We start from the raw sequence: 18722 nt of genomic DNA, 5'->3' as shown, positions 1-18722 counted from the left end.
CCGCCCCGGGGGCCCTTCGCATGTCCGCGACCTTGTCCTCGGTCGGCGGCCCGGCCTAGGCTCCAGCCGGTTGTCCGCTGCGAAACGTCCGTTGCACACGATGCAACGCCCTGGAGGGTCGACGTGATGGACCTCATTCCGGCACCCGCCTCCCACACCCGCCACCCGGACCGCGCCGACGCCGTGCTCGACGCCTCCACCGTGCTCGCCGCCGCGCCGGGGACCGGGACCACCGAGCGCTGGCTGCGCGCGACCCTCGGCGCCGCCTTCGGCCTCCCCCTGCCCCCCGCGCCCCCCGGCCCGGACGGCGCCCCCGACCCGGGCGGCGTCGTGGCCCTCCGACTCGACCCGGGCCTCGGCCCCGAGGCGTACCGGCTCACCACCACGGCCGACGGGTCCGTCGACATCACCGGCGGCGACCCGGCCGGCGTCTTCTGGGGCGCCCAGACCCTCCGCCAGCTCCTCGGCCCCGACGCCTTCCGTCGCGCCCCCGTGCGCCCCGGCACGTCCCCCCGCGTCGCCGCCACGCGGATCGAGGACCGGCCGCGCTTCGCCTGGCGCGGACTCCTCCTCGACGTGGCCCGGCACTTCCTGCCCAAGGACGACGTGCTGCGCCAGATCGACCTCCTCGCCGCGCACAAGCTCAACGTCCTCCACCTCCACCTCACCGACGACCAGGGCTGGCGCGTGGAGATCCGCCGCCACCCCCGCCTCACCGAGGTCGGCGCCTGGCGCCCCCGCACGAAGCGCGGGCACCGCGCCTCACCCCTGTGGGACGACACCCCGCACGGCGGCTTCTACACGCGGGACGACCTCCGCGAGATCGCCGCGTACGCCGCCGACCGGCACGTCCGCGTCGTCCCCGAGATCGACCTGCCCGGCCACTCGCAGGCGGCCATCGCCGCCTACCCGCACCTGGGCAACACCGACGTCGTCGACACCTCGGCCCTCGGCGTGTGGGACACCTGGGGCGTCAGCCCGCACGTCCTCGCCCCCACCGAGGAGACCCTCCGCTTCTACGAGGGCGTGCTGGAGGAGGTCCTCGACCTCTTCCCGGCCGCCACCTCCCCGTTCGTCCACGTCGGCGGCGACGAGTGCCCCAAGGGGCAGTGGCGGGCGTCCCCCGCCGCGCGGGCCCGCGTCGCGGAACTCGGCGTGGGCGACGAGGACGGCCTCCAGGCGTGGTTCGTCCGGCACTTCGACCGGTGGCTCGCCGCGTGCGGCCGGCGCCTCATCGGCTGGGACGAGATCCTGGAGGGCGGCCCGGCCCACCCGTACCCGGCCGCGGCGCCGCCCGGCGCGCTGCCCACCGGTCTCTCCGCCGGCGCCGCCGTCTCCTCCTGGCGCGGGTACGCGGGCGGGGTGGCCGCCGCGCGGGCCGGCCACGACGTCGTCATGTGTCCCGAGCAGCACGTGTACCTGGACCACCGCCAGGACGCCGGCCCCGACGAGCCCGTGCCCATCGGGTACGTCCGCACCCTGGAGGACGTGTACCGCTTCGACCCGCTGCCGCCCGGCCTGCCCGCCGACGCGGCCGCGCACGTCCTCGGCGCGCAGGCCAACGTCTGGACCGAGGTCCTCGACAGCCGATCCCGCGTCGACTACCAGACCTTCCCCCGGCTCGCCGCCTTCGCCGAGGCCGTCTGGACCGCGACCCTCCCCGCGCCCGCCGACCGGGACTTCCCCGACTTCACCCGGCGCATGGCCACCCACTACCGGCGCCTCGACGCGCTCGGCGTCGCCTACCGCCCGCCCGGGGGGCCGGCGCCCTGGCAGCGGCGCCCCGGGGTGGTCGGACGCCCGATCGAGGGGGCGCCCCCGAACGTGTGACGCCGGGAGCCGGACCGCGCCCGGCCGCCCGCCACGACCCGCACGCGTCCGGGGACGGGAGGCGGGGTCGGGCGGGTTCGCCCCCGCAGGGGTCGGCGGGGAAGGCCGGGTGCCCTCGACCGGGACCCGAGCCCGCCGACCCCGAGGAGGTGAGCCCGAGCGGCCCCGCCGCACCCACCACCGCGGTGGCGGTACGACCCACGTGTCCGGAAACGGCCCCCCACCGCACCCGCCACCCGACCGGTGAGAGTCCGTCAGGAGCCATCCGCGCGCGGAGGTTGCGGGGCTGGCCACCCCCCCGCGCTCGAAAAGCGGGCAAACCGCACCATCCGCGCGGTCCCGGGAGGTCACGGGAGGTCGCGGGCGGATCCGTCCTTCGCGGACCCTCGCGCCGGTCGTCCCCGAAGATGTGCCACAGTTTCCACGTCCGGGCTGTGAGCACGTACGGTACGGCAACACAGGCGGGACAGCCGGGACAGCCGGGACACCGGGAAGGGGCAGCTGGGTTGACCACGCACGCACCGCGGACGGCGCACTCCGTCACGCTGCCGACCTCGCTCGACGAGGCCGTGGCGGCACTCACCGCCATGCCCGCCGCCGTGCCCGTCGCGGGCGGCACCGACCTGATGGCCGCCGTCAACAAGGGCCGGCTGCGCCCCGCCGGGCTCGTCGGCCTCGGCCGCATCAACGAGCTGCGCGGCTGGCAGTACCAGGACGGCCACGCCCTCCTCGGCGCCGGCCTCACCCACGCCCGCATGGGCCGCCCCGACTTCGCCGCGCTCATCCCCGCCCTGGCCGCGGCCGCGCGCGCGGCCGGACCGCCGCAGATCCGCAACGCGGGCACCCTCGGCGGCAACGTCGTCACCGCCGCGCCGACCGGCGACTCCCTGCCCGTCCTGGCCGCCCTGGAGGCCGACCTCGTCGTCGCGGGCCCCGCCGGCGGCCGCGAGGTGCCCGTCTCGCACCTCCTCGCCGGCCGCGAGATGCTCCAGCCCGGCGAGCTCGTCGCCTTCGTCCGCGTCCCGCTGCTGCACGCCCCGCAGGTCTTCCTCAAGGCGACCGGCCGGACCGGACCGGGCCGGGCCCTCGCCTCGGTCGCGGTCGTCCTCGACCCGGCGCGCCGCGCGGTGCGCTGCGCGGTCGGCGCGATCGCCCCGATGCCGCTGCGGCCGCTGGAGGCGGAGCACTGGATCGCCTCGCTCGTCGACTGGGACGGCGAGCGGGGGCTGACGCCGGAGGCCCTGGTGGCGTTCGGCGAGTACGTCGCGGCCGCGTGCGTCCCGGACCAGCCGCCGGCCGCCGACGGCGAGGCGCCGCCCCCGCTGCCGCCCGCCGTACTGCAACTGCGCCGCACGGTCTCCGTGCTGGCCCGACGAGCACTGGGGAGGGCGCTGTCGTGACCACCGACGAGACGGGGAACCCGGAGCAGCGGGGCGGCTGGCAGCCGACCCCGCAGGGGGAGTACGACGGCGACGCCACCGCCTTCGTCCACCTCCCGCCCGACGTGGGCCTGGACGGCGTCCCGCTGGAGGCCCCCGGACACGGTTACGTACCGCCGCACATCCCCGACCCGCACGCCACGGCGCAGTGGAACTTCCACGACGCCCTGCCCGCCGACCCCGCGCCGACCGGCGGTTCCGAGCCGACCGGCCAGTGGGCCGTGCCCGTCGCCCGCGGTGACCTGCCCGAGGAGTCCGGCGAGTACCACGTTGGGACGCCGCAGAGCCAGGGCGGCGACCGGCCGCTGCCCGCCTGGGCCGACGGCACCGCCCCGGCGACGCTGCCCGGCGGCGCCGCGGCGCCCTGGGCGGTCCCCGCCCGCCCGGAGCCCGCGGAGGACCCGGCCGCGCCGCCGCAGGGGCCGGCACCGGAAGCCGGGTACGCGTACGGCACCGACTACGGCACCGCGTACGGCACCGACCACGCGACGGACCACGGCACCGCCTACCTCCCCGACCACGGCACCGGCCACGGCACCGACCACGGCACCGGCCACGGCCCGCAGGACCCCGCCGCGCCGGAACCGCACCCGGACGGGACCGCGCCCGCCGGACAGGCGCCGGGGCAGCCCGACCACGCCGCATCCGAGCACGCCGCATCCGACCACGCCGCGCCGGACCTCAACGCACCCGGGCACCCCCTGCCCGACCACGCCGCACCGGACCACGCCGCCGCCGGCAGCGACGCCACCGAGCCGACCCCGGCCACCGCCCCGGCGCCGACCGCCGGGGCCGCCGCCGCGGAGCCCCCGGCCGAGGCAGCCGACCCCGGCTCCACGAGCACCGAAGCCCCCGCCCCCGACGGCCCCACCGACCCCGGCACCGCCCCCGACGACCGCCCCGACGCGGCCCCCGACGACCGGCCCGACGCGGCCCCCGACGCGGCCCCGGCAGCGGCGACCGAGGCCCAGCCCGTCCCCGTCGCGCCCGGCGACGAGCACCCGCACGTCTCGTACGTCCTGCGCGTCAACGGCGCCGACCGCCCCGTCACCGACGCGTGGATCGGCGAGTCCCTGCTGTACGTCCTGCGCGAGCGCCTCGGCCTCGCCGGCGCCAAGGACGGCTGCTCGCAGGGCGAGTGCGGCGCGTGCAACGTCCAGGTCGACGGGCGGCTCGTCGCCTCCTGCCTGGTGCCCGCCGCGACCGCCGCGGGCAGCGAGGTCCGCACCGTCGAGGGCCTGGCCGCCGGCGGCGAGCCCTCCGACGTGCAGCGTGCCCTCGCCCGCTGCGGCGCCGTCCAGTGCGGCTTCTGCATCCCGGGCATGGCCATGACCGTGCACGACCTGCTGGAGGGCAACCACGCGCCCAGCGACGTGGAGGCCCGCCGGGCCCTCTCCGGCAACCTGTGCCGCTGCACCGGCTACCAGGGCGCCCTCCGGGCCGTACGGGAGGTCGTCGCCGAGCGCCAGGCAGCCCCCCGGACCGGCGGCTCCGCAGGCGGCACCGACGAGCCCCACCGCGAGGTCCGCATCCCGCACCAGCTCCCCCACGCGCACGACGGAGGAACGGCGTGAGCAACGACGCGGCCACCGCCATCCCGGCGGTCGACGCCCCCCCGCAGGAGCAGCCCCGCCAGGGTCTCGGCACGTCCCTGACGCCGACCGACGCCCGCGCCAAGACGGAGGGCACCTTCCCCTACGCCGCGGACCTGTGGGCCGAGGGCCTGCTGTGGGCGGCGATCCTCCGCTCGCCGCACGCCCACGCCCGCATCAGGTCGATCGACACGTCCGCCGCCGCGGCCATGCCCGGCGTGCGCGCCGTCGTCACCCACGCCGACGTGCCCGGCGACACCGCGTACGGCCGGACCGTCGCCGACCGTCCCGTCTTCGCCGCCGACCTCGTCCGCCACCACGGCGAGGCCATCGCGGCGGTCGCCGCGGACCACCCCGACACCGCGCGCCTGGCCGCCGCGGCGATCATCGTCGACTACGAGGTGCTGGACCCGGTCACCGACCCCGAGCAGGCGTTCTCCGCGCCGCCCCTGCACCCCGACGGCAACCTCATCCGGCACATCCCCCTCCGCTACGGCGACCCCGACGCGACGGGCGAGGTCATCGTGGAGGGGCTGTACCGCATCGGCCGGCAGGACCCCGCGCCCATCGGCGCCGAAGCGGGCCTCGCCGTGCCCCGCCCGGACGGCGGCGTGGAGATCTACACCGCCTCCACCGACCCGCACACCGACCGGGACCTCGCCGCCGCCTGCTTCGGCCTGCCGCCGGACCGGGTCAAGCTCGTCGTCACGGGCGTCCCCGGCGCGACCGGCGACCGCGAGGACCCCGGCTTCCAGATCCCGCTCGGCCTGCTCGCCCTGCGCACGGGCGCGCCGGTGAAGCTGGCCGCCACCCGCGAGGAGTCGTTCCTGGGCCACGCCCACCGCCACCCCACGCTGCTGCGCTACCGCCACCACGCGGACGCCGACGGCCGACTGGTGAAGGTGGAGGCGCAGATCCTCCTCGACGGCGGCGCCTACGCCGACTCGTCCGCCGAGACGCTCGCCGCGGCCGTCGCCTTCGCCTGCGGCCCGTACGTCGTGCCGCACGCCTTCGTCGAGGGGTGGGTGGTCCGTACGAACAACCCGCCCTCCGGCCACGTCCGCGGCGAGGGCGCCCTGCAGGTGTGCGCGGCGTACGAGGGCCAGATGGACAAGCTCGCGGCGAAGCTCGGCCTCGACCCGGCGGAACTGCGCCTGCGCAACGTCCTCGCCACCGGCGACCTCCTGCCCACCGGCCAGACCGTCACCTGCCCGGCGCCCGTGGCCGAACTCCTCGAAGCCGTACGCGAGTACCCCCTGCCCCCGCTGCCCATGGACACCGCCGAGGAGGACTGGCTCCTGCCCGGCGGCCCCGAGGGCGCCGGCGAACCCAGCGCGGTGCGGCGCGGCGTCGGCTACGCCCTCGGCATGGTGCACATGCTGGGCGCCGAGGGCACCGACGAGGTGTCCACCGCGACGGTCAAGGTCCAAGGCGGCGTGGCGACGGTGCTGTGCGCGGCGGTCGAGACCGGCCAGGGCTTCACGACCCTCGCCCGCCAGATCGTCCAGGACGTCCTGGGCGTGGAGGACGTGCAGGTCGCGCCCGTGGACACCGACCAGCCCCCGGCGGGCCCCGCCACGCACGGCCGGCACACCTGGGTGTCGGGCGGGGCGGTGGAACGGGCCGCCAAGATGGTCCGCACCCAGCTCCTCCAGCCCCTCGCCCACAAGTTCGGCATGTCGACGGAGCTCCTCCAGATCGCCGACGGCAAGATCACCTCGTACGACGGCGTCCTGTCGACGACGGTCGCCGAGGCGCTGGAGGGCAAGGAGCTGTGGGCCACCGCCCAGTGCCGCCCCCACCCGACGGAACCGCTCGACGAGGCCGGGCAGGGCGACGCGTTCGTGGGCCTGGCGTTCTGCGCGATCCGCGCGGTCGTCGACGTCGACGTGGAGCTGGGCTCCGTCCGCGTCGTCGAACTGGCCGTCGCCCAGGACGTGGGCCGCGTCCTCAACCCGGCGCAGCTCGCCACCCGCATCGAGGCCGGCGTCACCCAGGGCCTGGGCGCGGCCCTCACCGAGAACCTCCGCACCCCGCGTGGCCTGGTCCGCCACCCCGACCTCACGGGGTACGCCCTCCCCACGGCTCTCGACACCCCGGACATCCACATCGTCCGACTGGTCGAGGAACGCGACGTGGTCGCCCCGTTCGGCGCGAAGGCCGCGAGCGCGGTCCCGGTGGTGACGTCCCCGGCGGCCATCGCCTCCGCGGTCCGCGCCGCCACGGGCCGCCCGGTCAACCGCCTCCCCATCCGCCCCCAGTCCGCGGTGGTCACCACCCCGTAGCCCCGGCACACGGCACCCGCGCCCACCGCGGTCGCCCCCCCGTCGGCACGCACGGATCCGGCCGGTGGCCGCGCGGTTCCGGTCATCCACGCCGCGACACCGCGCCGGTGGGCGGGCAGCCCTGCGGCTGGCGGCTCACGGAACATCTAGGGTGGAAGGCCGCAGTGGATCAAAGGGGGCGGACGTGTCGTTCGAGGACGAGTGGGGCGGTCTCAAGCAGGCAGCGGCGGAGCGGCGGACCGGCATGAGGCTCAACCGACTGCCGCCCGAGGCGGGAGGCGGCGGTACGGCGGACCTGAAGTCCGCGCCGGCGAGGAAGCGGGCGTTCGCCGACACGATCGAGACGCGGTTGGAGAAGCCCACGCGTGAGGCGGGGGACACCGTGGACGAGGCGATGGGCGCCGCCGCGCGGGCCTTCGCCGGCTGGGACACGGCCGCCGGCCTGCAGAAGGCACACGAGAAGTGGGAGGACCAGGTCAACCGCCTCGTGGGACGACTGGTGACGAACAAGACCCAGTTGCGCAACGCGGCCACCCAACTGCTGGGCACCGACCTCGACGTCGGACACGGCCTGCGGCGACCGCAGTCCAACATCTCGGGTCTGTAGGGGGAGCCGTGCCGACCTACCAGCAGATCCTGGACATGGACTTCTCCGTCCTCACCAGCGCCGCCGACAGCTGGAAGACGACTGCGGCCAAGTACAAGCCGCTGGCGGACACCTTCGACGAGGGGGTGCGGAGCCTTTCCGTCGGGACCGAGTGGCGCGGGCTGAGCGCCGACGCCTCCCTCCAGCCGCTGGGAGTGACGAGCCGGGAGTACGCGGCGGCGCAGAAGCAGGCCCGCGCCGTGGAATCCCTCCTCCGCGACGCCCATGGCACCTTCGTACGGCTGCAGGCACGGTTGAAGTCGGCCGTGGCCGACGCCGTCGCCGCCGGCATGAAGGTCTCCGAAGGCGGTGTCGCGACGTACGACTTCAGCAAGGTCGACGCCGCCACGGCGCACAGCGTCCGCCACCAACCGGACCTCCGTGAGGTCGAGCAGTCCCACACCAGGAACATCACGAACGCGGTGAAGGCGGTCGGCGACTTCGACGAGTACGTGAAGCGCGCCCTGATCAGCGAGACCGCGTCGGACGGCACCTCGCCCTTCGGGTTCAACGCCAGGCCCGTCGGCGACATCGAGGCCGCGGCCGCCACCGTCCTCGCCGAGAAGATCCGTGCGGGGAAGGCCACGCCGGAGGAGCTGCGGGAGTTCGAGGACCTCGTCCGCCACAACTCCGGCGACAAGCACTTCAGCGAGGCGTTCCTGCACTCGCTGGGCGCCAAGGAGACCGTCCTGCTGTCCGACCAGATGAACCTGGCGGCACACGAGCGCGGGGCGTCGGCCGCCGACCGGAAGCTCCACGAGTCCATCAACACGAGCCTGGCCTCGACGCTCGCCTCCGGTACGAAGGACCCGAACAGCTACGCGTACCGCCCCTTCGTCGACGGCCTCAAGGCGTTCGGCGACGACTCCTGGGGCGGCACCACCCCCCTGCGCGGATACCAGGCACTCGCGACCCTGATGTCGCACGGCGAGGGGTACGGCAAGCAGTTCCTCAACGAGATGGGCGACGCCGTCATCGCGACGGAGAAGGCCAACCCCCGTATCTGGGACCACGCCCACGACGTCGAACGCCCCAACCTCGTGACCGACCCCTTGGACGGCCTGCTGAAGGCCATGAGCAAGGACCCGGCCGCGGCGGAGTACTTCCTCGACCCGGCCGCCGAGGGGAACAAGAACGACCACCTGAAGTACCTGCTCACCGAACGCGAGTGGAGCACCCCGTACATGGCGCCGCTGTACGGGACGCCCAGGGAACTGGCGGACCCGTACCAGGCATCGGGCCTCGGCGCCGCGATCCAGGCCGCCGCGACGGGCCACGAACCCGGCGAGAAGCTAGGCCCTCCCGGCCCCCACACCGAGGGCCAGGCCCGGGTGATGCACGAGGCGATCCGCCTGCTGGACAAGGACGCGGGCGGCGACGAGTTCCCCGAGCACCTGGAGAACCTCCGCCAGCCGATGGCCAGGGCACTCGCGGACTACGTGGCGGACACCCACCTGATCCTGGGCGGCCAGGAATCCCGCCTCGGGGGCGTCGGCGGCAGCGAGTCCATCCACGTAGACGGGGACAAGGCGCACCTGGCAGTCGGGCAGGCGAGCCTGGTCCGGGTGATGCGCGGCATCGCCGACGACGCGCCCTCCTATGCCTTGCTGTACGAGGCGGAGCGCGCTTACGCCGCCGATCAGCTCGCCAACGCGCCGGAGTATCACGGGGACAAGACGCATGGCAGAAGCTCGGACTGGGACGATCGGGCACGGGATATCGGCGCGGCTATGGGTGCCCTCAACGGGATCGGTGCCGACGTGTATCGGGACAAGCAGGACGAGAAGATCGAATGGGCGGAGGACACGGCTGAGTACTCGGCGATCGGAGCCAACGGACTGATCGGTGAGATCCCGATCGTCGGAACGGCTGGTGGAGCGTTGATCGACAGCGTTAAGTATGACTGGGTCAAGGACGTGACCGCCGAAGCCGAGCAGCAAGGCAAAGCCGACGCGAGCAGGAACTACGGGAACCTCATGGACGGCACCAACGCGTTGCTCGATCAGTGGGCTACGGACAGAAACATGTCGAACGAGGGAGCTTTCAAGGGGGCGAGAAACAGTGCGAATGATGGGTACACGGCTGGGCGGACTGCCGTTTCCGACCATCTGTAACCGCCGCCCTCAGCGTAGGAGTGCACGTGTTGCGTCGCTGTTCGTCGGTATGACTCTGCTGGTGACCTCGTGTAGCGGGGGTGGCGAGAAGGAGGCGCTTGCCGACGACTACCTGTGTCAGCTTCCCTCGAGTTCTGCGGAACAGGGTGCCGTGCAAAAGATGCTTGATACCGACACGGTCAGGACCACGATTCTCAAGCGGACCTCCGACCTCGGAGATCGTCTAGGGGAAGCGCTTCGGAGAATGGAGCCCGGGGGAGAGGCACTGCCTTCCCATCTGTGCTTGTTTCAGAACGCTCCGGGTGGCTCTGTGACGGGTGGATCCGAAGCATCGGTGCGCACCATGCTTCAGTGGGCCACGCCTGAGGAGGGGAGGGTGGCCGGACGCCCGCTGAGGAATGCCAACCGTTATGTGGTGAACGGCCTTCCGGCCGAAGCGAACGAAGGTGATGCCAAGTTCAGCTTCTCCTGCGTGATGCGGGGAGAATTGCGTGATGCCTCGCGGCGGGCGCAGATGATCGGATGGGTGTCCCTCACCGGGGGACCGCGTGAGGGTCCCCAGAGGGAGTGGGACGTCCAGCACGTGGCCTTGTCGTACCTCATGGCTCAGAAGGCCGTCGAGGTGTTGGGGTGCGAGAACAAGCCGCTACAGGGCGAGCCCGTGGTCAAGCCCGGCAAGGGTTGAGCCGGGGCTCCCTCCTGGTGGGCGGGAGAAAGCCCCGGCTGTGGTCAGGTGTTGTGGCAGGGGCACGTGCAGGTGATGGAGAAGAACGGCCGCTCGTCAGGGCCGGGGCTGTCGGACTCGTACACCTCCATGGGGGTGCAGAAGCCATGCTCGCCCTTCTCGCACTCCTGCGTCCGGCCGGACGCTCTCGCGGCCGTGAAGATCTGCTCCGTCGAGCGCCCGGGGTTCATCGCTCACCGTCCCTGAGGTCAAGCGCGCCGGGGAGCGGCGGGAACAGGCGTGCGCAGGCGGTGCACGCGTAGACCGTGAAGCCCGGCCCGCTGGCCGAGTGCACCTCGCAGACCACGGGCTCCTTCGTGATCCGGTCGCACCGGACGCACATCCGGACCGGTTTCCGCGCCGGCGTGCTCACCGTGCCGTCCCCACCCCGTGCAGGACCCGTGTGTCCAGGTCGATGCCGAAGTCGGCGGCGAGGATGAGGGGGAGCCTGCGCCGGGCCTGGTTCACCTGGCGTTCGTGCGCCAGGAGGTAGGGGCGGACGAGGAGTGAGGCGCGGCCGTCGAGCGGTTCGGTCGACCCGTACGGGGAGCGGGGGAGGCTCAAGGGGCGAGGCTCCCAACGGACGCTGATACAGCCGGCAGTGGCGGGGGGTCGGTCTGTGCCGCCCGCCCGTCGGCCGCAACCGGGGGCGCGTAAGCCCCGCAGGAGGCGCACAAGTGCATGACCCCGTATTCGCGGTCGCGCAATGTCGAGGCTACGCGCATCCTCGCGATATGGATCTCGACCGGAGCAAGCCCGTGTGGCCCCAGATCGCGGACGAGCTGCGCCGCCGGATCGATGCCGGTACCTACGCGGCGGGCGCCCGCTTTCCCGCCGTCGTCGATCTCGCGACCGAGCTTGACGTGGCGCCTTCCACGATCCAGAAGGCCGTCGCCGCCTTGCGTGCGGAAGGCAGGCTCTACACCGTCCTCGGCCAGGGCTCGTTCGTTGCCGCCGCCACGGCGGGTGACGCGTCCGACGGATGATCGGCGCGGGCATCCGGCGTACCGTGCGATGAGTTTCGGGGTTCCCCTCGGTCTACTCGTGTGAAGGCACACGGAGGGAAGGACCCCGACATGCAGCAGAAGATCACCCCGTTCCTGTGGTTCGACACCCAGGCGGAGGAGGCGGCCGAGCACTACACGTCGATCTTCGAGGACTCGCGGATCGTGAAGGTCGACCGCTACCCCGAGGGGACCCCGATGCCGGCGGGCACGGTCATGACCGTCGAGTTCGAGCTGGCGGGGCAGCGGTACGTGGCGATGAACGGCGGGCCCGAGTTCACGTTCAACGAGGCGATCTCCCTGTCCGTGGCGTGTGAGGACCAGGAGGAGGTCGACTACTTCTGGGCCCGGCTCGGCGAGGGCGGCCAGGAGGGGCCCTGCGGGTGGCTCAAGGACAAGTACGGGCTGTCGTGGCAGGTCGCCCCGCGCGTCCTCGACGAGATGATGACCGACCCGGACCCCGACAAGGCCAGGCGCGCCGCCGAGGCGATGATGGGCATGAAGAAGATCGACATCCGGGCCCTCCAGGAGGCGTTCGAGGGCTGAGGCGGGGAGACGGGGCGAGGTGGGCCGGGCGGGCCGGGGCGGGGGGCCGGCGGTCGTACGACCATGGGACGAGGGCGGTCCCGTCGTGCGACAGGGGTCAAACGGCTCCACGCCTCTTACTCTGGAGGCCATGAGCGCACTGGACCCCTCCGACACCGAGGCAGATACGGACCCCGATCGCGGCGAAGGCACCGCCGCCCCCGCGCGGGGCGGCGGTGGTGTGCTCGGCCGTGAGTACCGGGCGCTGAGCGTCGGCATCGTCTCCGTCGTCCTGCTGATCGCGTTCGAGGCGACCGCCGTCGGCACGGCGATGCCCGTCGCGGCGCGGGAGCTGGACGGGGTGGCGCTGTACGCGTTCGCGTTCTCCGCGTACTTCACCACCAGCCTCTTCGGCATGGTCCTGGCGGGGCAGTGGGCCGACCGGGACGGGCCGCTGGGGGCGCTCGCCACGGGGATCCTCGCCTTCGCCGCGGGGCTGCTGGTGTCGGGGACGGCCGCCACGATGTGGCCGTTCATCCTGGGGCGGGCGGTGCAGGGGTTCGGCGGCGGTCTGGTGATCGTCGCGTTGTACGTCGTCGTCAGCCGGGCGTACCCCGAGCGGCTGCGGCCGGCGATCATGGCGGCGTTCGCGGCGTCCTGGGTGATCCCGTCCGTCGTGGGGCCGCTCGCCGCGGGCACGGTGACGGAGCGGCTCGGGTGGCGGTGGGTCTTCCTCGGCATACCGGCGCTCGTCGTGGTGCCGCTCGTCCTGGCGCTGCCGGCGATCCGCCGTACCGCGTCCGGGCCGGCGGACCCGCTGGCGCCCGCGCCGGCGTTCGACCGGCGCCGGTTGCGGCTGGCGCTCGGCATCTCGCTGGGCGCGGGGCTCCTGCAGTACGCCGGGCAGGACCTGCGGTGGCTGTCGCTCGTGCCCGCCGCCGCGGGCGCCGCGCTGCTCGTACCCGCCGCGCTGGGGCTGCTGCCGCGCGGGACGTACCGGGCGGCGCGCGGCCTGCCGTCGGTGGTGCTGCTGCGGGGGGTGTCGGCGGGGGCGTTCATCGCGGCCGAGTCGTTCGTGCCGCTGATGCTCGTCACCCAGCGGGGCCTGAGCCCGACGCTCGCCGGGCTGTCGCTCGCCGTGGGCGGGGCGACCTGGGCGCTGGGCTCGTACGTCCAGTCGCGGCCCCGGTTGGAGCCGTACCGGGAGCGGCTGATGGTGGCGGGGATGCTGCTGGTGGCGGCGGCCATCGCGGTGGTGCCGCTGGTGCTGCTGCCGGCTGTGCCGGTGTGGGTCGTGGGGGTGGCCTGGGGCTTCGGCTGCCTCGGCATGGGCATGGTGATCGCCTCGACGAGCGTGATGCTGCTGAAGCTGTCCGCGCCGGAGGAGGCCGGGACGAACTCGGCCGCGCTCCAGATCTCCGACGGGCTGTCGAACGTCCTGCTGCTCGCGGCCGGCGGGGCGGCGTTCGCGGCGCTGGGCGGCGGGTCGGTCGCGGGGCACGCGGTCGCCGGGGCGTCCGGTTCGCACCCGGTCGCCTTCGCGGCGGTGTTCCTGCCGATGGCGGGCGTGGCGCTGTTCGGCGCGTGGGTCGCCACCCGGGTGAGGGCCGGGGCGCCGGTCGGGTAGGCGGCGGCGCGTCCACCTGCGGTACCAGGGTGACCGCGGGCCGACGCCACCGTTCCGGTATGGCCAGGGACCCGCGTCTTCGCGACGACCGGACCGACGCCCTCAAGCAGCGCGCCGAGCCGGCGGACACCGGCATGCACGCCATGGTGCCCAGGGCCGTGGACGACCACCCGGCGCGGACCGCCGAGGAAGCCCTCGTGCGCAAGACCGCGAGGGCACCGGCGACCCGGTGGCGTGAGCTCATGGAGCGGCTCGAGTGACGTGTGGCCACCTCGGCGTCGAGGGCGTTCTGGTCATCGCCGGCGGTGCCGTCGACGACCAGGATGTCGCCCTGCGCGGCGCCGGGCCCGCGGAACGGCTGGTCACCGACGTCGCCACAGGCCGGGCGGACGCGGTGGCGGACATCGCCGGGAGGCTCCGCGCGCTCCTGGTGTGACGCCGCTCGCACTCCGCGAGGTCACGGCGTCGTCCCGCCCGGGGGCGGGGCGGGGCACCGGTAGGGTGGCCCGGTTGTCGTACGCGAACCGCGCGCACCTCCATGCGTCCGAGAGCCCCGAATCGGAGACCGTGACTACTACCGCCTCCCATCACCTCTCACCCGCCTTCCCCGGCCGCGCCCCCTGGGGCACCGCCAACAAGCTGCGCGCCTGGCAGCAGGCGGCCATGGACCGGTACGTCCAGGAGCAGCCGCGGGACTTCCTGGCGGTCGCCACCCCCGGCGCGGGCAAGACGACCTTCGCGCTGACGCTGGCGTCCTGGCTGCTGCACCACCACGTCGTGCAGCAGGTGACCGTCGTCGCCCCGACCGAGCACCTGAAGAAGCAGTGGGCCGCCGCCGCCGCGCGGATAGGGATCAAGCTGGACCCGGAGTACAGCGCCGGGCCGCTGAGCAAGGAGTACCAGGGCGTCGCCGTGACCTACGCCGGTGTCGGCGTGCGGCCGATGCTCCACCGCAACCGCTGCGAGCAGCGCAAGACGCTCGTGATCCTCGACGAGATCCACCACGCCGGCGACTCCAAGTCGTGGGGCGAGGCGTGCCTGGAGGCGTTCGAGCCCGCCACGCGGCGCTTGGCGCTGACCGGTACGCCGTTCCGTTCCGACACCAACCCCATCCCCTTCGTCACGTACGAGGAGGGCAACGACGGCATCCGGCGCTCCTCGGCCGACTACACCTACGGCTACGGCAACGCCCTCGCCGACGGCGTCGTCCGCCCGGTGATCTTCCTCAGCTACAGCGGCAACATGCGCTGGCGCACCAAGGCCGGCGACGAGGTGGCCGCCCGGCTCGGCGAGCCGATGACGAAGGACGCCGTCTCGCAGGCGTGGCGCACCGCGCTCGACCCGCGCGGCGACTGGATGCCGAACGTGCTGCGCGCCGCCGACCAGCGGCTGACCGAGGTCCGCAAGGCGATCCCGGACGCCGGCGCCCTGGTGATCGCCTCCGACCAGGACTCGGCCCGCGCGTACGCCAAGCTGATCCGCGAGATCACCGGGCACGGCGCGACCGTGGTCCTCTCCGACGACGCGGGCGCGTCGAAGCGGATCGACGAGTTCAGTGAGGGCGACGACCGCTGGATGGTCGCCGTCCGCATGGTGTCCGAGGGCGTCGACGTGCCCCGCCTCGCGGTCGGCGTGTACGCCACGACGATCTCCACGCCGCTCTTCTTCGCGCAGGCCGTGGGGCGTTTCGTCCGGTCGCGGCGGCGCGGCGAGACCGCGTCGGTCTTCCTGCCGACCATCCCCATGCTCATGGGCTTCGCCAACGAGATGGAGGTCGAGCGGGACCACGTCCTCGACCGGCCGAAGAAGGAGGGCGAGGAGGACCCGTACGCCGAGTCCGAGAAGGAGCTCGACGAGGCGAACAAGCAGCAGGACGAGGACACCGGCGAGCAGGACATGCTGCCCTTCGAGGCGCTGGAGTCCGACGCGGTCTTCGATCGGGTCATGTACAACGGCGCCGAGTTCGGCATGCAGGCCCACCCCGGCAGCCAGGAGGAGCAGGACTACCTCGGCATCCCCGGCCTGCTGGAGCCCGACCAGGTGCAGCTGCTGCTGCAGAAGCGGCAGGCCCGGCAGATCCAGCACAGCCGGCAGAAGCCCGCGGAGGAGGCCGACCTGCTGGAGCTGCCCGCGGAGCGGCGGCCGGTGGTCTCCCACAAGGAGCTGATGGAGCTGCGCAAGCAGCTGAACACGATGGTCGGCGCGTACGTCCACCAGAGCGGCAAGCCGCACGGCGTCGTCCACACCGAGCTGCGGCGCGTGTGCGGCGGCCCGCCGAGCGCGGAGGCGACGGCGGGGCAGATCCGCGAGCGGATCAAGAAGGTCCAGGAGTGGGCCACGCGGATGCGCTGAGCCGCCCGCCCCTCCCGCACGCGCCCCGGCCCTTCCTACGTACACGCCCCGCCCCTTCTGTACGTACGCACCCCGCCCCTCCCGTACGCGCCTGCCCGGGCGCGCCCCCGCCGGGCGCGGGTACGCCCCCGCCGGGCTCGGGTCGGGCGGGCCCGGCCGGGCTCCGTGGGGCGTCCCGAACCACCCGTTTTCGGGTGGGGCTTCGGGGCGCTCCGGTACGGAAGCCCGCATTCCGGGATCAAGTCCCCAGGCGCGCCCGGATTCTGGACGAGGTCTTCCGCTCAGCGGAGCCGCTCGCTACTGTCCCGGGCACATGCAAACGCCCCGTGGCAGCGCCGCCGCGGAGCGCAGCCGGTGTGCCATGGCCTGCCGGCGGCCTCTCGGTGCGTCGCTCAAGGGACGGGTGCCGCAGCACTGTTGGGAGTGTCCGCCGCCACTCACTCCGAAGGAGGGGGCGTCGTGACCGCGGAAACCTCCCAGACGCTCGACCGGGGACTGCGCGTCCTCAAGCTGCTCGCCGACACCGACCACGGGCTGACCGTCACCGAGCTGTCCCACCGGCTCGGCGTCAACCGGACGGTGGTCTACCGCCTGCTCGCCACGCTGGAGCAGCACGCCCTCGTCCGCCGCGACCTCGGCGGCCGGGCCCGCGTCGGGCTGGGCGTGCTGCGGCTCAGCCGCCAGGTGCACCCGCTCGTACGGGAGGCGGCGCTGCCGGCGCTGCGCTCGCTCGCCGAGGACATCGGGGCCACCGCGCACCTCACCCTGGTCGACGGGGCGGAGGCACTCGCCGTCGCCGTCGTCGAACCGACCTGGACGGACTACCACGTGGCCTACCGGGCCGGGTTCCGCCACCCGCTGGACCGGGGCGCCGCGGGCCGGGCGATACTCGGCGCCCGCCGGGCGGGCGGCCCCGGCGAACCGGGCTACACGCTCACCCACGGCGAGTTGGAGGCGGGCGCGAGCGGCGCCGCCGCGCCGCTCCTGGGCGTGACGGGCATCGAGGGCAGCGTCGGCGTGGTCATGCTCACCGACGCCGTACCGGAGCGCGTCGGGCCGCGCGTCGTCGACGCCGCCCGCGAGGTCGCCGACGCCCTGCGCTGAGCGGCGGTGTCCGGCAGCGCGGTGTTCGAGGGAGGCGGGGCCGCGCGCGGGCGGCCGTACGGGGGCGCCGGGGCGGGCGCCGGTAGATTGGCCCCGTGCTCTCCCGTCTCACGCGCCCCCGCGCCCTCGCCCTGTGCGCCCTGCCGATCCTCGCGCTCCTCGCGGTGGCCGCGTTCGCCCCGCTGCCGTTCACGATCGCGCATCCCGGGTCGACGGCGGACGTGCTCGGCGCCGACAAGGGCCGCGCGGTGATCACCATCTCGGGCGCGCCCGTCCGCCGGACCACGGGACAGCTGCGGATGGTCACGATCGTGGCGACCGGGCCCCACAGCGACATCGGGTACCGGGACGTCGTACGCGCCTGGTTCCGCACCGACCAGGCGGTGCTGCCGCACGACTCGGTGTACCCGGCCGGCAAGTCCGACCGCGAGATCGAGAAGCGCAACCTCGGGCAGATGCGGCGGTCGCAGGACGACGCCGTCGCCGCCGCCCTCGACCACCTCGGCAAGAGCGAGGACGACGTCGACGTCCGGCTGCACCTCGCCGACATCGGCGGCCCCAGCGCCGGGCTGCTCTTCTCGCTCGGCATCGTCGACAAGCTCGCCGGGGACGGCGAGGGCGGCGACCTCACGGGCGGCCGGATCATCGCGGGTACGGGCACCATCTCGCCGGACGGGACGGTCGGCGCGGTCGGCGGGGTCTCCCTGAAGACGCAGGCCGCCGCGCGCGACGGGGCGACGGTGTTCCTGGTGCCCCGCGCGGAGTGCGAGGACGCCGAGGCCACGCGCCCGGCGAAGCTGCGGCTCATCCCCGTCACGACCCTGAAGGACGCGGTGGCCTCCCTGGAAGCCCTGGCGGACGGCGGCCGCGTACCGAGCTGCTGACCCGCCGGCGGCACCGGCGGGACGGGGCCGCGTCCGCCGTCAGGCGCGGCGGGCCGGGGGCGGGTCCGCGTCGGTGGCCGCCTGCTCCACCAGCGGGATCAGCCGCAGCGGTACCGGGTTCTCCATCACGATCGCCGTCGACGCGCGCATGATCCCCTCGAAGCCCACCACCCGGTCGATGACCCGTTGGAGGTCGGCGTTCGACCGCGCCACCAGCCGGCACAGCATGTCGCCGTGGCCCGTCGTCGTGTGCAGCTCCAGCACCTCCGGCACGCCCGCCAGGTGCTCGCGCACGTCCGCGCCCTGCCCCTGCTTGATCTCCAGCGTCGCGAACGCCGTCACCGGATAGCCCAGCGCGGCCGGGTCCACCTCCGGGCCGAAACCCCGGATCACGCCGTTCGCCTGGAGCCGGTCCAGGCGCGCCTGGACCGTGCCGCGGGCCACGCCGAGCCGCCGGGACGCCTCCAGCACCCCGATCCGGGGCTCGCGCGCCAGCAGGGCGATGAGCCTGCCGTCCAGATGATCGATCGCCACGGCCGCCTCCCAGTGGTCATCGTGTACAGAACGCCCCCACATAGTGGGGCCCCGCTGTACAG

18 protein-coding genes are annotated in these 18722 nt (G+C 74.2%); 15 read left to right on the top strand and 3 right to left on the bottom strand.

All coding sequences use genetic code 11. The annotated features are described in order from the left end of the window. Nucleotides 1-126 precede the first annotated feature (126 nt). The 7 genes from LPA54_RS13565 (at nucleotide 127) to LPA54_RS13535 (ending at nucleotide 10591) form a co-directional block, all read left to right on the top strand. Nucleotides 127-1830, top strand: coding sequence for a beta-N-acetylhexosaminidase (locus tag LPA54_RS13565; RefSeq protein ID WP_228977193.1), 1704 nt, complete (start codon nucleotides 127-129; stop codon nucleotides 1828-1830). 506 nt (nucleotides 1831-2336) lie between these two features. Further along, a complete protein-coding gene (locus LPA54_RS13560; protein ID WP_228977191.1) occupies nucleotides 2337-3230 on the top strand; it encodes a xanthine dehydrogenase family protein subunit M in 894 nt (297 codons plus the stop codon). Continuing rightward, nucleotides 3227-4843 carry a 2Fe-2S iron-sulfur cluster-binding protein gene (locus LPA54_RS13555; protein WP_228977189.1) on the top strand — a complete coding sequence of 539 codons (1617 nt, stop codon included), beginning with the start codon at nucleotides 3227-3229 and terminating at the stop codon, nucleotides 4841-4843. Before LPA54_RS13560 ends, LPA54_RS13555 begins: the two co-directional genes overlap by 4 nt. Then, entirely contained in the window at nucleotides 4840-7146 is a 2307-nt protein-coding gene (locus LPA54_RS13550) for a xanthine dehydrogenase family protein molybdopterin-binding subunit (RefSeq protein ID WP_228977187.1), read from the top strand. The genes LPA54_RS13555 and LPA54_RS13550 overlap by 4 nt, the downstream gene beginning before the upstream one ends. A gap of 184 nt (nucleotides 7147-7330) precedes the next feature. After that, nucleotides 7331-7753 (top strand): hypothetical protein, encoded by a 423-nt coding sequence (locus LPA54_RS13545; protein WP_228977184.1) that lies wholly within the window; start codon nucleotides 7331-7333, stop codon nucleotides 7751-7753. A gap of 8 nt (nucleotides 7754-7761) precedes the next feature. Further along, the gene (locus LPA54_RS13540; RefSeq protein WP_228977182.1) at nucleotides 7762-9906 is read left to right on the top strand and encodes a DUF6571 family protein; all 2145 of its coding nucleotides are present in this window, start codon (nucleotides 7762-7764) and stop codon (nucleotides 9904-9906) included. Nucleotides 9907-9955: 49 nt separating this feature from the next. Further along, nucleotides 9956-10591, top strand: coding sequence for a hypothetical protein (locus LPA54_RS13535; RefSeq protein ID WP_228977180.1), 636 nt, complete (start codon nucleotides 9956-9958; stop codon nucleotides 10589-10591). Nucleotides 10592-10635: 44 nt separating this feature from the next. On the opposite strand, the gene LPA54_RS13530 is transcribed toward LPA54_RS13535, so the two are convergent. After that, entirely contained in the window at nucleotides 10636-10821 is a 186-nt protein-coding gene (locus tag LPA54_RS13530; RefSeq protein ID WP_228977179.1) for a hypothetical protein, read from the bottom strand. Between the two features lie 178 nt (nucleotides 10822-10999). Beyond that, nucleotides 11000-11194, bottom strand: a complete 195-nt coding sequence (locus LPA54_RS13525) for a hypothetical protein (protein WP_306806496.1) — start codon at nucleotides 11192-11194, stop codon at nucleotides 11000-11002. 170 nt (nucleotides 11195-11364) lie between these two features. Between LPA54_RS13525 and LPA54_RS13520 the strand changes: the two genes are divergently transcribed. The 8 genes from LPA54_RS13520 to LPA54_RS13485 all read left to right on the top strand — a co-directional run bounded on the left by LPA54_RS13520 (nucleotide 11365) and on the right by LPA54_RS13485 (nucleotide 18126). Beyond that, nucleotides 11365-11616: a GntR family transcriptional regulator gene (locus LPA54_RS13520; protein ID WP_228977177.1), complete on the top strand. Its 252-nt coding sequence runs from the start codon at nucleotides 11365-11367 to the stop codon at nucleotides 11614-11616. Between the two features lie 90 nt (nucleotides 11617-11706). Continuing rightward, nucleotides 11707-12180, top strand: a complete 474-nt coding sequence (locus tag LPA54_RS13515; RefSeq protein ID WP_228977176.1) for a VOC family protein — start codon at nucleotides 11707-11709, stop codon at nucleotides 12178-12180. Nucleotides 12181-12310: 130 nt separating this feature from the next. Then, entirely contained in the window at nucleotides 12311-13786 is a 1476-nt protein-coding gene (locus LPA54_RS13510; protein WP_228977174.1) for an MFS transporter, read from the top strand. Nucleotides 13787-13845: 59 nt separating this feature from the next. After that, nucleotides 13846-14046 (top strand): CopG family transcriptional regulator, encoded by a 201-nt coding sequence (locus LPA54_RS13505; protein WP_228977172.1) that lies wholly within the window; start codon nucleotides 13846-13848, stop codon nucleotides 14044-14046. Next, nucleotides 14043-14222 (top strand): hypothetical protein, encoded by a 180-nt coding sequence (locus tag LPA54_RS13500; protein ID WP_228977170.1) that lies wholly within the window; start codon nucleotides 14043-14045, stop codon nucleotides 14220-14222. Before LPA54_RS13505 ends, LPA54_RS13500 begins: the two co-directional genes overlap by 4 nt. Before the next feature lie 131 nt (nucleotides 14223-14353). After that, nucleotides 14354-16138: a DEAD/DEAH box helicase gene (locus tag LPA54_RS13495; RefSeq protein ID WP_228977168.1), complete on the top strand. Its 1785-nt coding sequence runs from the start codon at nucleotides 14354-14356 to the stop codon at nucleotides 16136-16138. Between the two features lie 459 nt (nucleotides 16139-16597). Then, complete coding sequence (locus LPA54_RS13490) at nucleotides 16598-17242, top strand: IclR family transcriptional regulator (protein ID WP_228977166.1); 645 nt, start codon at nucleotides 16598-16600, stop codon at nucleotides 17240-17242. A gap of 95 nt (nucleotides 17243-17337) precedes the next feature. After that, the gene (locus LPA54_RS13485) at nucleotides 17338-18126 is read left to right on the top strand and encodes a S16 family serine protease (RefSeq protein WP_228977164.1); all 789 of its coding nucleotides are present in this window, start codon (nucleotides 17338-17340) and stop codon (nucleotides 18124-18126) included. A gap of 39 nt (nucleotides 18127-18165) precedes the next feature. On the opposite strand, the gene LPA54_RS13480 is transcribed toward LPA54_RS13485, so the two are convergent. Continuing rightward, on the bottom strand, nucleotides 18166-18660 hold the full coding sequence (locus tag LPA54_RS13480) for an Lrp/AsnC family transcriptional regulator (protein WP_228977163.1): 495 nt from the start codon (nucleotides 18658-18660) through the stop codon (nucleotides 18166-18168). Between the last annotated feature and the right edge of the window lie 62 nt (nucleotides 18661-18722).

The organism is Streptomyces sp. DH12 (assembly GCF_020873895.1).
In the GTDB taxonomy this organism is placed as follows: Bacteria; Actinomycetota; Actinomycetes; order Streptomycetales; family Streptomycetaceae; genus Streptomyces.
Note: the sequence above shows the minus strand (reverse complement) of the source record. Positions and strands in the feature narration are given on the sequence as shown.

Coding starts and splice junctions, on each gene's coding strand:
- LPA54_RS13505 (WP_228977172.1), top strand. CDS start 13,846: ATGGCCAGGGACCCGCGTCTTCGCGACGACCGGACCGACGCCCTCAAG.
- LPA54_RS13510 (WP_228977174.1), top strand. CDS start 12,311: ATGAGCGCACTGGACCCCTCCGACACCGAGGCAGATACGGACCCCGAT.
- LPA54_RS13520 (WP_228977177.1), top strand. CDS start 11,365: ATGGATCTCGACCGGAGCAAGCCCGTGTGGCCCCAGATCGCGGACGAG.
- LPA54_RS13565 (WP_228977193.1), top strand. CDS start 127: ATGGACCTCATTCCGGCACCCGCCTCCCACACCCGCCACCCGGACCGC.
- LPA54_RS13535 (WP_228977180.1), top strand. CDS start 9,956: ATGACTCTGCTGGTGACCTCGTGTAGCGGGGGTGGCGAGAAGGAGGCG.
- LPA54_RS13515 (WP_228977176.1), top strand. CDS start 11,707: ATGCAGCAGAAGATCACCCCGTTCCTGTGGTTCGACACCCAGGCGGAG.
- LPA54_RS13530 (WP_228977179.1), bottom strand. CDS start 10,821: ATGAACCCCGGGCGCTCGACGGAGCAGATCTTCACGGCCGCGAGAGCG.